This is a genomic window from Pseudomonas sp. Sample_21, from assembly GCF_004307525.1.
In the GTDB taxonomy this organism is placed as follows: Bacteria; Pseudomonadota; Gammaproteobacteria; order Pseudomonadales; family Pseudomonadaceae; genus Aquipseudomonas; species Aquipseudomonas atacamensis.
On the sequence record NZ_RCNZ01000045.1, the window covers coordinates 1 to 12358 of the forward strand.

A 12358-nucleotide genomic window follows, 5' to 3' on the forward strand; every position below is an offset into this window, starting at 1 on the left:
TGCTCTTCATCTTCCATGTCGATGAAGTCGATGATGATGATCCCGCCGAGGTTGCGCAGGCGCATCTGCCGGGCAATCGCCGTGGCCGCTTCGAGATTGGTCTTGAAAATGGTTTCTTCGAGATTGCGATGACCGACGAACGCCCCGGTGTTGACGTCGATGGTGGTCATGGCTTCCGCCGGATCGATCACCAGATAGCCGCCGGATTTCAGCGGTACCTTGCGCTCCAGCGCGCGTTGGATTTCGTCTTCGACTCCGTACAGATCGAAGATCGGCCGCTCGCCCGGATAGTGTTCCAGACGATCGGCGATTTCCGGCATCAGTTCGGCGACGAATTGCGTGGTTTTCTGGAAGGTTTCCCGCGAGTCGATGCGGATCTTCTCGATCTTCGGATTGACCAGATCACGCAGCGTGCGCAGGGCCAGGCCGAGGTCTTCGTAGATGACGCTGGGCGCGGCGATGGTCTTGATCTGCTCGTTGATCTGGTCCCAGAGGCGCCGCAGGTAACGGATGTCCATGAGGATTTCATCAGCGCCCGCGCCTTCAGCGGCTGTGCGCAGAATGAAGCCGCCGGCCTCCTTGATGCCTTCTTTGGCCACGCAATCACTGACCACCTGCTTGAGACGCTCGCGCTCGGCTTCGTCTTCGATCTTCAGGGAAATGCCAACGTGGGCAGTGCGCGGCATGTACACCAGATAACGCGAAGGGATCGACAGTTGCGTGGTCAGGCGTGCGCCTTTGGAGCCGATCGGGTCCTTGGTGACTTGCACCACCAGGCTCTGACCTTCGTGCACCAGCGAACTGATGCTTTCCACCGCCGGGCCTTCGCGCAGGGAGATTTCGGCGGCGTGAATGAAAGCTGCACGATCGAGGCCGATGTCGACAAATGCCGCCTGCATGCCCGGCAGTACGCGAACGATCTTGCCTTTATAGATGTTGCCGACGATCCCGCGTTTCTGCGTGCGCTCGACGTGGACTTCTTGCAGCACACCGTTTTCGACCACCGCCACGCGCGATTCCATCGGCGTGATGTTGATCAGAATCTCTTCACTCATGGCAGGATCTCGTTCAGGCATGTTCACGATAGTGGCCGCATCTGGATTCGTACGACGCTCAGGGCGTGTTCAGGTTTTGCCAACAGGGTATGCCGAAATGGCCCAACACCTCGCAGGTTTCGCACAGCGGCAGGCCGACCACCGCCGAATAGCTACCCTCGAGCCCGGCGACAAACACCGCACCCAGGCCCTGAATGCCATAGCCGCCGGCCTTGTCGCGCGGTTCGCCACTGGCCCAGTAGGCGCCGGCCTCTTCGCGGCTGATGCTGCGAAAACGCACGCGACTGCGCACCACCCGCGACTCGCAGCGCTCACCTTCAAGCACGGCGATGGCGGTCAGCACTTCGTGTTCGCTGCCGGACAACATCATCAGCATGGCGCATGCGTCGGCTTCGTCCACCGGTTTGCCAAGTATTTTGCCGTCGAGCACCACAGCGGTGTCGGCGCCAAGCACGCAGAACGGCTGGTCAGAGACGACCGAGCGGCGCCCGGCCTCAGTCTTGCCACGCGCAAGGCGTTCGACATAGGCCGAAGGGGATTCTTCAGGAAGCGGGGTTTCGTCGATGTCCGCGCTGATGGCGGAGAACCGCACGCCGATCTGCGTGAGCAATTCACGGCGACGTGGTGAGCCGGAGGCGAGGTAAAGCAGTTTCATCAAAACATCTCCCTGTTCAGTGCCCTGCTTCACCGGCTCAATAGATTCTGTAGCGTCGGCACATCCCGCGAAGGGCGAAGCTGACCCACGGCCAGAGCAAGGCACTGACCAGCGCCGGCAAGACCAGCGCCAGGGTTGGCTGACGGTTGCCGGTCAGAGCGCTGAGCCACAGTTGCGCCAATTGTGCGAGGCCGAAGATCACCAGGATCACCAGGCACTGCTGCCACATCGGGAACATGCGCAGGCGCTGCTGCAATGACAACACGAGGAAAGTAATCAGGGTCAGGATCAGCGCGTTCTGTCCGAGCAGGTCGCCCTGCAGGACATCTTCGGCCAGCCCCAGACAGAACGCCGTGACCATGCCGACCGTGTGCGGCATGTACAGCGCCCAGAAGGTCACGAGCAAGGCCAGCCACAGCGGGCGAAGGATTTCCATGAAGATAGGCAACGGTGAAACGCTGAGCAGGATGCCAACGAAGAATGTCAGCCAGATCATCCAGCCGTTTCCGGATTTTTTCGCGCCGACCATTATTCTCGTCCCCCGGTAGTCGCTGGCGGTTTCGCCGGTGGTTTGCTCGCGGCCGGCGGTTTGGCAGCGGCCGGAGCGGCAGCGGGCGGTTTGCTCGCGACGGGCTTGGCTGGCGTGGCGGCAGGCGCTGCGGCTTCAGTGGCCGGCGCTGCGGTAGCGGTCGACGGCGTGGCAGGCATGATCAACGGTTTCGGCACGCTGGCCGGCAACATCGGGCCGCCGCCGTGGGCATCGAGCTGTTCCTGGGCCTGGGCCGCGTCATTGGCGCGTTCCTCGGCGGTGCGGCTGTCGCTGAACACCAGCAGCAGGTAGCGGCTGCGGTTCAGGGCGGCAGTCGGTACGGCGCGGACAATGGCAAACGGTTGGCCGGAATCGTGGATGACTTCCTTGACCGTGGCCACCGGATAACCGGCCGGGAATCGCTGGCCGAGGCCGGAGCTGACCAGCAGGTCGCCCTCTTTGATGTCTGCCGTGTCGGCGACATGACGCAGTTCCAGGCGCTCAGGGTTGCCGGTGCCGCTGGCAATCGCGCGCAGACCGTTACGATTCACCTGCACCGGAATGCTGTGAGTGGTGTCGGTCAGCAGCAGGACACGCGAGGTGTACGGCATCAATTCAACCACTTGGCCCATCAGCCCGCGTGCATCGAGCACCGGTTGACCGAGCACCACGCCGTCGCGCTCACCTTTGTTGATGATGATGCGATGGGTGAAGGGGTTGGGGTCCATGCCGATCAGCTCGGCCACTTCGACCTTTTCATTGACCAATGCAGAGGAATTGAGCAACTCGCGCAGCCGAACATTCTGCTCGGTCAGGGCAGCGAGCTTTTGCATGCGCCCCTGCAACAGCAGGTTTTCGGTCTTGAGTTTTTCGTTTTCGGCGACGAGCTCGGTGCGGCTGCCGAACTGACTGGCGACCCCTTCCCACAAGCGGCCGGGCAGGTCAGTGATCCAGTAGGCATCCATGAGCACCAGCGACGCTTGCTTGCGCGCGGGCTTGAGCAGGTCGAAACGTGCATCGACCACCATCAGCGCGACCGCGAGCACGGCCAGCACCAACAGGCGCACGCCCAACGAAGGGCCTTTGGTGAAAAGCGGTTTAATAAGCCGCTCCTCCCAGGCAAATGTTCTGTTTATTCATACGGCATCAAACCGGCCTGGATGAAGACTGACAGAAGATAAACGCCAACAGGCAGCACTGCAAAGTGCTGCCTGTGCGTTCACCCACGTATTGCATTCGAAGCTTATTCGCTCGAAAGCAGATCCATGGTGTGCTTATCCATCATTTCCAGCGCACGGCCACCGCCGCGAGCAACGCAAGTCAGCGGATCTTCGGCAACGATCACCGGCAGACCGGTTTCCTGAGCCAGCAACTTGTCGAGGTCACGCAGCAGCGCGCCACCACCGGTCAGCACCAGGCCACGCTCGGCGATGTCGGAAGCCAGTTCCGGCGGCGATTGCTCCAGCGCGCTTTTCACCGCCTGAACGATGGTGGCCAGCGACTCTTGCAGAGCCTCGAGCACTTCGTTGGAGTTCAGGGTGAATGCGCGTGGAACGCCTTCAGCCAGGTTGCGACCGCGAACATCGACTTCGCGCACTTCGCCGCCCGGGTAGGCCGTACCGATTTCCTGCTTGATGCGTTCAGCGGTGGATTCACCGATCAGGCTGCCGTAGTTGCGGCGCACGTAGGTGATGATCGCTTCGTCGAAACGGTCGCCGCCGACACGTACGGATTCGGCGTAGACCACACCGTTCAGGGAGATCAGGGCGATCTCGGTGGTACCACCACCGATGTCCACGACCATCGAACCGCGCGCTTCTTCAACCGGCAGGCCGGCACCGATCGCAGCAGCCATCGGCTCTTCGATCAGGAACACTTCACGGGCACCGGCGCCAAGGGCCGATTCACGGATGGCGCGACGCTCAACCTGGGTGGACTTGCATGGAACGCAGATCAGCACACGAGGGCTGGGCTGCAGGAAACTGTTTTCGTGAACCTTGTTGATAAAGTACTGCAGCATCTTTTCGCAGACGCTGAAGTCGGCGATCACGCCATCCTTCATCGGACGAATGGCAGCAATGTTGCCCGGCGTACGGCCGAGCATGCGCTTGGCCTCGGTGCCGACAGCGACGACACTTTTCTGGTTACCGTGTGTCCGAATGGCCACAACCGATGGCTCATTCAGGACGATACCGCGCTCGCGCACGTAAATAAGGGTGTTGGCAGTGCCCAGGTCAATGGAAAGATCGCTGGAAAACATGCCACGCAGTTTCTTGAACATGGGAAAGGGACCCTAGGCAACGCGTGGGTAAAAAAGTGCGGCAAACTCTAACAACGACAGGGATTTTGGGCAAGGCGCCAATATGTTAAATTGGCCGCTTTTCTGTGCACCAAGCCCCACAATCGCGGCCTTATGACCGTAGAAGTGCGGTAGTGTTCCGACAATCTAACACACGGACGCCGTCCGTTCTGTTTTCCACTGGAGAATCCCGATGGCGCTAGAACGCTCCGACGTGGAAAAAATCGCGCATCTGGCCTGCCTTGGCCTCAACGATGCCGATCTTCCGCACATTACTTCCGCCCTCAACAGCATTCTCGGGCTGGTCGACGAAATGCAGGCCGTTGATACCGACGGTATCGAGCCGCTGGCCCACCCCCTGGAAGCCAGTCAGCGCCTGCGCGCCGACGTGGTGACCGAGACGAATAATCGCGAGGCCTACCAGTCCATCGCACCAGCGGTCGAAAACGGCCTGTATCTGGTTCCGAAAGTCATCGACTAAAGGGAAAGAGCCTGCAATGCATCAAATGACTCTGGCCGAGATCGCCCGCGGTCTCGCCGATAAAAAGTTTTCCTCCGAAGAGCTGACCAAAGTCCTGCTGGCGCGTATTACCCAGCTCGATCCGCAGCTCAACAGTTTCATCAGCCTCACTGAGGATCTGGCCATCGAGCAGGCGAAAGCCGCCGATGCACGCCGGGCCAACGGTGAGAGCGGCGCCCTGCTCGGCGCGCCGATCGCCCACAAGGATCTGTTCTGCACCCAGGGCATCCGCACCAGCTGCGGCTCGAAGATGCTCGACAACTTCAAGGCTCCATACGACGCCACCGTAGTCGCGAAACTGGCCGCTGCCGGCGCCGTGACCCTGGGCAAGACCAACATGGACGAATTCGCCATGGGTTCGGCCAACGAGTCGAGCTGGTACGGCGCAGTGAAAAACCCGTGGAACCTGGAACACGTGCCGGGCGGTTCGTCCGGCGGCTCGGCGGCGGCGGTTGCTGCTCGTTTGTTGCCAGCCGCCACGGCCACTGACACCGGCGGTTCGATCCGTCAGCCGGCGGCGTTCACCAACCTCACCGGCCTGAAGCCGACCTACGGTCGCGTTTCACGCTGGGGCATGATTGCCTACGCTTCCAGCCTCGATCAGGGCGGCCCGTTGGCGCGCACGGCCGAAGACTGCGCGATCCTGCTGCAAGGCATGGCCGGCTTCGACCCGAACGACTCCACCAGCATCGATGAGCCGGTTCCGGATTACTCCGCCAGCCTGGGCGAGTCGCTGCAAGGTCTGCGCATCGGCGTGCCGAAGGAATACTTCAGCGCCGGTCTCGACCCGCGCATTGCCGAGCTGATCCAGAACAGCATCCAGCAGTTGCAAAAGCTCGGTGCCGTGATCAAGGAAATCAGCCTGCCGAACATGCAGCACGCCATACCTGCGTACTACGTGATCGCCCCGGCAGAAGCGTCTTCCAACCTGTCGCGTTTCGACGGCGTGCGTTTCGGCCATCGCTGCGAGAACCCGGAAAACCTCATCGACCTGTACAAACGCTCCCGTGGCGAAGGCTTCGGCGCGGAAGTACAGCGCCGGATCATGGTCGGTGCCTACGCGCTGTCCGCCGGTTACTACGATGCCTACTACCTGAAAGCGCAGAAGATTCGTCGTCTGGTGAAGAACGATTTCATGGCTGCCTTTAATGAAGTCGACATCATCCTCGGCCCGACCACGCCGAACCCGGCGTGGAAACTCGGCGCGAAGAACAGCGACCCGGTCGCAGCCTATCTGGAAGACGTCTACACCATCACCGCCAACCTCGCCGGCCTGCCGGGCCTGTCGATGCCGGCCGGTTTTGTCGACGGTCTACCGGTGGGCGTGCAGTTGCTCGCGCCGTACTTCCAGGAAGGCCGTTTGCTCAACGTTGCGCACCAGTATCAGCTCAACACTGACTGGCACACCCGCACCCCAACCGGCTTCTGAGGAGACACACATGCAATGGGAAGTCGTGATCGGGCTGGAGATTCACACTCAGCTCACCACCCGGTCGAAAATCTTTTCCGGTAGTTCCACCACCTTCGGTTCCGAGCCGAACACCCAGGCCAGCCTGATCGACCTGGGCATGCCCGGCGTGTTGCCGGTGCTCAACCAGGAAGCGGTGCGCATGGCGGTGATGTTCGGTCTGGCGATTGACGCCGAGATCGGCCAGCACAACGTGTTCGCCCGGAAAAACTATTTCTACCCGGATCTGCCGAAGGGCTACCAGATCAGCCAGATGGAATTGCCGATTGTTGGCAAGGGCCACCTGGACATCGCCCTCGAGGATGGCACGGTCAAACGCGTCGGCATCACCCGTGCGCACCTGGAAGAAGACGCCGGCAAGAGCCTGCACGAAGAATTCAACGGTGCCACCGGCATCGACCTGAACCGTGCCGGCACGCCGCTGCTGGAAATCGTTTCCGAGCCGGACATGCGCAGCGCCAAGGAAGCCGTGGCTTACGTCAAGGCGATCCACGCGCTGGTGCGCTACCTGGGTATCTGCGACGGCAACATGGCCGAAGGCTCGCTGCGTTGCGACTGCAACGTCTCGGTGCGCCCGAAAGGCCAGGTCGAGTTCGGCACTCGCTGCGAGATCAAGAACGTCAACTCGTTCCGCTTCATCGAGAAGGCAATCAACTCCGAGATCCAGCGTCAGATCGAACTGATCGAGGACGGCGGCAAAGTGATCCAGCAGACCCGCCTGTACGATCCGAACAAGGACGAGACCCGTCCGATGCGTTCGAAAGAGGAAGCCAACGACTACCGTTACTTCCCCGATCCGGACCTGCTGCCGGTGGTCATCGAAGAGTCGTTCCTCGGTGAAGTGCGTGCCACCCTGCCGGAACTGCCACCGCAAAAGCGCGAGCGCTTCCAGAGCCAGTTCGGTCTGTCGGCCTACGACGCCAACGTGCTGGCCACCAGCCGCGAGCAGGCGGACTACTTCGAGAAAGTCGCAGCCATCGGTGGCGACGCGAAACTGGCGGCGAACTGGGTGATGGTCGAGTTGGGCAGCCTGCTCAACAAGCAGGGCCTGGACATCGAAGACTCGCCAGTCTCCGCCGAGCAACTGGGCGGCATGCTGCAGCGCATCAAGGACAACACCATTTCCGGCAAGATCGCCAAGGTGGTGTTCGAAGCGATGGCCAACGGCGAAGGCAGTGCTGACGAGATCATCGAGAAGCGGGGCCTCAAGCAAGTCACCGACACCGGCGCGATCTCCGCCGTGCTCGATGAAATGCTCGCGGCCAACGCCGAACAGGTCGAACAGTACCGCGCGGCAGACGAAGCCAAACGCGGCAAGATGTTCGGCTTCTTCGTCGGCCAGGCCATGAAAGCCTCGAAAGGCAAGGCCAACCCGCAGCAGGTGAACGAATTGCTGAAAAGCAAGCTCGAAGGCTGACCACCAATGGAGCCAGATCCAAAGCCTGGCTCCATCCCCTGTGGAAGGGACCTGTGGCGAGGGGATTTATCCCCGTTGGGCCGCGGAGCGGCCCCAATTGCTGAGCTTGATTTGCACCAGATAAACCGAGTTCTCAGTTTTGGGACTGCTGCGCAGTCCAACGGGGATAAATCCCCTCGCCACAGGTCACTCCTACATTTGATCCGGGATACCTTTGAATGAAGCGTCTGTTGCTGAGCAGCGCCCTGCTCTCCCTGCTGGCCGGTTGCGCCAGTACCGACACCATCGACCCGCACGGTTACGACCAGACCGGCGTCGCCTCCTACTATGGAGCCAAACATCACGGTAAACGCACCGCCAGCGGCGAAGCGTTCAACCAGCATTCCCTGACCGCCGCCCACCGCCAGTTACCGTTCGGCACGCGGGTGAAGGTCACCAACCTGAAAAACGATGAATCAGTCGTGGTCCGCATCAATGACCGTGGCCCGCACACCCGTGGCCGGCTGATCGATCTGTCACGCGAGGCCGCCGATGAGATCGGCATGCTGCGCAGCGGCACCGCACGGGTTCGCGTGCAGGCCCTCGACTGATGGAGCGCTGACCATTTTCGGACTAGCCGATCTGCCGCTGATCAACGTCATCGAATTGCTCAGCGGCCTGGTTCTTTTGCTCATCGGCGCCGAGCTGATGGTGCGCGCCGCCGTGCGTCTGGCCGAGCGCCTGCGCGTGCGTCCGTTGATCATCGGCCTGACCATCGTCGCCCTCGGCAGCAGCGCGCCGCAGATGACCGTGAGCCTGCAAGCGGCGCTGACCGACAACCCGGACATCGCCGTCGGCAGCGTGGTCGGCAGCGGCATCTTCAACATCCTCGTAACCCTTGGCCTGTCGGCGTTGATCATCCCGCTGCGCGTGTCGCGGCAATTGGTGCGCCTCGATATCCCGCTGATGATCGGCGCCAGCCTGCTGGTATTCATCCTCGCCTGGAATAAAGACCTCGGACGTTTCGACGGTGTCCTGCTGCTCGGGGCCTTGGCGCTGTACCTTGGCTTGTTGTTCCGCCAGTCGCGACACTCGACGCGACCTCATACAGAACGACCCACCGAAACGCAGCAATCCTGGCTGATCAGTGTGCTGATGATTCTCGCTGGCCTGGCCATGCTGGTATTCGCCGGGCGTTTGCTGCTCGGCGCCGCCGTGGTCGTGGCCACCGACCTGGGCCTGTCCGAACGGGTCATCGGCCTGACCGTGGTCGCGGTCGGCACTTCGCTGCCGGAGCTGGCGACTTCGCTGATCGCTGCGTTGCGCGGGCAGCGCGACATTGCCGTGGGCAACGTGATCGGCGCCAACCTGTTCAACCTGCTCGGGGTGCTCGGGCTGACCGCCCTACTCGCACCGACGCCGCTTTCCGTCTCCCCCAACGCGCTGGATTTCGACTTGCCAGTGATGCTCGGCGTCGCGGCGCTGTGCTTGCCGGTGTTCTATTCCGGCTACCGCGTTACCCGGGCCGAAGGCTTGCTGCTGCTCGGTTTGTATCTGGTCTACGGACTGCATGTGGTGTCGTTCACCACCGGCATGCCGCTGGCCGGCAAACTTGAGCGCTTGATGCTGTTTTATGTCCTGCCGGCGCTGCTGACGTTTTTGCTGTTCACGTCGATCCGCGCCTGGCGTCGCCAACACCACAAGAGAGATGTGCCATGAGCGAGTCGAAGCAGTCCGGGGTTGAAATCCGTCGTCAGGTCATGGGCGATGCGTTCGTTGATCGCGCCCTGGGCAACGCCACCGAGTTCACCCAGCCGTTGCAGGATTTCGTCAATGAACACGCTTGGGGCGGGGTGTGGAATCGTGAGGGGCTGCCGCTGAAAACCCGCAGCCTGATCACCCTCGCCGCGCTGACCGCGCTGAAGTGTCCGCAGGAGTTGAAAGGCCATGTGCGCGGTGCGCTGAACAACGGCTGCACGGTGGAAGAGATCCGCGAAGCGCTGCTGCATTGCGCGGTGTATGCCGGCGTGCCGGCGGCGATCGATGCGTTTCGCGCGGCGCAGGAAGTGATCGACAGTTATCAGAAACCGCAGTGACCGCCTTCGCGAGCAGGCTCGCTCCCACATTTGCAATGCGCTTCCCTGTGGGAGCGAGCCTGCTCGCGAAGAGGCCCTGGCAGACACCGCAAATCCTTGGTCAGATCCACCCACCCCACTGCAACACAAAGATCCCGACATTGGTGGTAATCGCCGCCATCAACGTGGTCATCACGATGATCGCCGCTGCCAGCTCATGATTGCCCTGCGCCGCCCGGGCCATGACGAAACTTGCCGCCGCCGTCGGGCTGCCAAAGTAGAGAAACAGAATCCCCAGTTCCGCCCCGCGAAAGCCCCACAGCCACGCGCCCACGGTTGCCAGTAACGGCAGACCGACCATCTTCACCAGGCTGGAGCTGAGCGCCATCTTGCCGCTCTTGCGCAACGCCGCCAGTGACAGCGTGCCGCCGATACAAATCAGCGCCAGCGGCAACGTGGTCTGCGCCAGATACTGGCCGGAGGTCTCCAGCCAGCCCGGCAGTCCGATCTTGAAGTAAGCAAAAGGCGCCGCCGAAATCACGCTGATGATCAGCGGGTTGCTGAACACGCTTTTGCAGATGCTCCACGGATCGGACTTGATCACCGGGCTGTATACCGCCAGCACGATGGTCGACAGCGTGTTGTAGAACAGGATCACCAGCGCCGCGAGAATTGCCCCGAGGGAAATACCGTAATCGCCGTACATGCTTGCCGCGAGTGCCAGGCCGATCACGCCGTTGTTGCCGCGAAACGCGCCCTGGGTGTAGATGCCGCGATCTTCCCGCGGACACTTGAAAATCGCCCAGCCCCAGGCCACGGCGAAACTCACCAGGGTGGCAAGGGAAAAGTAGATGAGGAGCGAAGGTTGTAGTGCGGCGTGCAGGTCAGCGTGGAGAATGCCGAGGAACAGCAGCGCCGGCATGGTCACGTTGAACACCAGCGACGAGGCGGTGTGGATGAAGTTGTCGTTGATCCAGTCGATGCGCTTGAGCAGCACACCGAGAAACAGCATGGCAAACACCGGCGCGGTGATGTTCAGGGTTTCAAGAAAGATTGCCAGCATGCCGGGGAGCCTTGGGTGAGCGTCGATAGGGGGCTAATGATAAGCCACTTTCACCCTGATCGTTCCCACGCTCTGCGTGGGAATGCAGCCCCGGGACGCTCTGCGTCCCAAAGCGTGACGCGGAGCGTCACATGAGGCATTCCCACGCAGAGCGTGGGAACGATCACTAGGGGGCTAATGATAAGCCACAAGTCCTTCGGCGTCTGGCAGATCGCTTTCGCGAGCAGGCTCGCTCCCACATTTGCAATGCATATCCCTGTGGGAGCGAGCCTGCTCGCGAAGAACGATGACGCGGTCTCAGGTAATCGGCGCCGGGTTGAACAAGGTGATGTCGTTATGCAGCTTGTGCTTCTCCGCCCAAGTCTGTTGCTTGCCACTGGCAACATCCAGGTAATAGTGAAACAACTCCCAGCCCAGCTCTTCGATGGTCGCGCGCCCGGTAGCAATGCGGCCGGCGTCGATGTCGATCAGGTCCGGCCAGCGCTGCGCCAGTTCAGTCCGCGTCGATACCTTGACCACCGGCGCCATGGCCAGCCCGTAAGGCGTGCCGCGACCGGTGGTGAACACGTGCAGGTTCATCCCCGCCGCCAGTTGCAGCGTACCGCAGACAAAATCGCTGGCCGGCGTCGCGCAGAAAATCAGGCCCTTGTGCTTGAAGCGCTCGCCCGGGCCGAGCACGCCATTGATCGCGCTGCTGCCGGACTTGACGATCGAGCCCAGCGACTTCTCGACAATGTTCGACAACCCGCCCTTCTTGTTGCCCGGCGTGGTGTTGGCACTGCGATCGGCCTCGCCCTTGGCCAGGTAACGGTCGTACCAGTCCATTTCGCGCACCAGCTCTTCGGCAACGGTTTGCGTCTGTGCGCGGGAGGTGAGCAGGTAGATCGCATCGCGCACTTCGGTGACTTCGGAAAACATCACTGTCGCCCCCGCACGCAACAGCAAGTCTGAGGCATAACCCAGCGCCGGGTTGGCGGTGATGCCGGAGAACGCGTCGCTGCCGCCGCACTGCATACCGAGAATCAGCTCGGAGGCCGGCACGGTTTCGCGGCGGCGCTGGTCGAGTTTCTTCAAGCGCACTTCGGCCAGTTCCATGATCTGCTCGATCATTTCGGTAAAGCCGTGACTGGAATCCTGCAAGCGGTACAGCCACGGATCGCTGAGATCCACCGAGGCATCGTCCTCGTGCATCACCTGCCCGGCCTGCAATTTCTCGCAGCCCAGACCGATCACCAGCGCCTCGCCACCCAGGTTCGGGTTGCGCGCCAGATTGCGCACGGTACGAATCGGGATGTAGG

13 protein-coding genes are annotated in these 12358 nt (G+C 61.6%); 6 read left to right on the top strand and 7 right to left on the bottom strand.

Annotated features, from left to right (window positions below):
* The 5 genes from D8U71_RS06470 to mreB form a co-directional block, all read right to left on the bottom strand.
* On the bottom strand, nt 1-1055 hold a 1055-nt coding region (locus D8U71_RS06470), incomplete at its 3' end, for an Rne/Rng family ribonuclease (protein WP_130887418.1).
* Nucleotides 1056-1113: 58 nt separating this feature from the next.
* Nucleotides 1114-1710, bottom strand: coding sequence for a Maf family protein (locus D8U71_RS06475; RefSeq protein ID WP_130887419.1), 597 nt, complete (start codon nt 1708-1710; stop codon nt 1114-1116).
* A 37-nt stretch (nt 1711-1747) separates the two neighbouring features.
* Entirely contained in the window at nt 1748-2239 is a 492-nt protein-coding gene (gene mreD, locus D8U71_RS06480; protein WP_024011608.1) for a rod shape-determining protein MreD, read from the bottom strand.
* The gene (gene mreC / locus D8U71_RS06485; protein WP_130887420.1) at nt 2239-3342 is read right to left on the bottom strand and encodes a rod shape-determining protein MreC; all 1104 of its coding nucleotides are present in this window, start codon (nt 3340-3342) and stop codon (nt 2239-2241) included. The genes mreD and mreC overlap by 1 nt, the downstream gene beginning before the upstream one ends.
* 140 nt (nt 3343-3482) lie before the next feature.
* Nucleotides 3483-4520 carry a rod shape-determining protein MreB gene (gene mreB / locus D8U71_RS06490; protein WP_002555108.1) on the bottom strand — a complete coding sequence of 346 codons (1038 nt, stop codon included), beginning with the start codon at nt 4518-4520 and terminating at the stop codon, nt 3483-3485.
* Nucleotides 4521-4731: 211 nt separating this feature from the next.
* Between mreB and gatC the strand changes: the two genes are divergently transcribed.
* The 6 genes from gatC to D8U71_RS06520 all read left to right on the top strand — a co-directional run bounded on the left by gatC (nt 4732) and on the right by D8U71_RS06520 (nt 10018).
* Nucleotides 4732-5019: an Asp-tRNA(Asn)/Glu-tRNA(Gln) amidotransferase subunit GatC gene (gene gatC, locus D8U71_RS06495; RefSeq protein ID WP_024011606.1), complete on the top strand. Its 288-nt coding sequence runs from the start codon at nt 4732-4734 to the stop codon at nt 5017-5019.
* Nucleotides 5020-5035: 16 nt separating this feature from the next.
* Nucleotides 5036-6487, top strand: coding sequence for an Asp-tRNA(Asn)/Glu-tRNA(Gln) amidotransferase subunit GatA (gene gatA / locus D8U71_RS06500; protein ID WP_024011605.1), 1452 nt, complete (start codon nt 5036-5038; stop codon nt 6485-6487).
* 10 nt (nt 6488-6497) lie between these two features.
* Nucleotides 6498-7943 (top strand): Asp-tRNA(Asn)/Glu-tRNA(Gln) amidotransferase subunit GatB, encoded by a 1446-nt coding sequence (gene gatB, locus D8U71_RS06505; RefSeq protein WP_016771702.1) that lies wholly within the window; start codon nt 6498-6500, stop codon nt 7941-7943.
* A gap of 218 nt (nt 7944-8161) precedes the next feature.
* Nucleotides 8162-8533: a septal ring lytic transglycosylase RlpA family protein gene (locus D8U71_RS06510; RefSeq protein WP_024011604.1), complete on the top strand. Its 372-nt coding sequence runs from the start codon at nt 8162-8164 to the stop codon at nt 8531-8533.
* Between the two features lie 31 nt (nt 8534-8564).
* A complete protein-coding gene (locus D8U71_RS06515; RefSeq protein WP_130887421.1) occupies nt 8565-9641 on the top strand; it encodes a calcium/sodium antiporter in 1077 nt (358 codons plus the stop codon).
* A complete protein-coding gene (locus tag D8U71_RS06520) occupies nt 9638-10018 on the top strand; it encodes a carboxymuconolactone decarboxylase family protein (protein WP_024011602.1) in 381 nt (126 codons plus the stop codon). Before D8U71_RS06515 ends, D8U71_RS06520 begins: the two co-directional genes overlap by 4 nt.
* Nucleotides 10019-10118: 100 nt before the next feature.
* Here the strand turns inward: D8U71_RS06520 and D8U71_RS06525 are convergent, their stop codons facing one another.
* Both D8U71_RS06525 and D8U71_RS06530 read right to left on the bottom strand, forming a co-directional pair.
* Nucleotides 10119-11060: an AEC family transporter gene (locus D8U71_RS06525; protein WP_016770674.1), complete on the bottom strand. Its 942-nt coding sequence runs from the start codon at nt 11058-11060 to the stop codon at nt 10119-10121.
* Between the two features lie 297 nt (nt 11061-11357).
* Nucleotides 11358-12358 (bottom strand): UxaA family hydrolase (locus tag D8U71_RS06530; protein ID WP_177434882.1); only part of this gene is annotated, 1001 nt, incomplete at its 5' end.

What these genes read in the sequence shown, in the direction of transcription:
- mreD (WP_024011608.1), bottom strand. Translation starts at nt 2,239, where the DNA reads ATGGTCGGCGCGAAAAAATCCGGAAACGGCTGGATGATCTGGCTGACA.
- D8U71_RS06510 (WP_024011604.1), top strand. Translation starts at nt 8,162, where the DNA reads ATGAAGCGTCTGTTGCTGAGCAGCGCCCTGCTCTCCCTGCTGGCCGGT.
- D8U71_RS06525 (WP_016770674.1), bottom strand. Translation starts at nt 11,060, where the DNA reads ATGCTGGCAATCTTTCTTGAAACCCTGAACATCACCGCGCCGGTGTTT.
- gatB (WP_016771702.1), top strand. Translation starts at nt 6,498, where the DNA reads ATGCAATGGGAAGTCGTGATCGGGCTGGAGATTCACACTCAGCTCACC.
- D8U71_RS06520 (WP_024011602.1), top strand. Translation starts at nt 9,638, where the DNA reads ATGAGCGAGTCGAAGCAGTCCGGGGTTGAAATCCGTCGTCAGGTCATG.
- gatA (WP_024011605.1), top strand. Translation starts at nt 5,036, where the DNA reads ATGCATCAAATGACTCTGGCCGAGATCGCCCGCGGTCTCGCCGATAAA.
- mreB (WP_002555108.1), bottom strand. Translation starts at nt 4,520, where the DNA reads ATGTTCAAGAAACTGCGTGGCATGTTTTCCAGCGATCTTTCCATTGAC.
- D8U71_RS06475 (WP_130887419.1), bottom strand. Translation starts at nt 1,710, where the DNA reads ATGAAACTGCTTTACCTCGCCTCCGGCTCACCACGTCGCCGTGAATTG.
- gatC (WP_024011606.1), top strand. Translation starts at nt 4,732, where the DNA reads ATGGCGCTAGAACGCTCCGACGTGGAAAAAATCGCGCATCTGGCCTGC.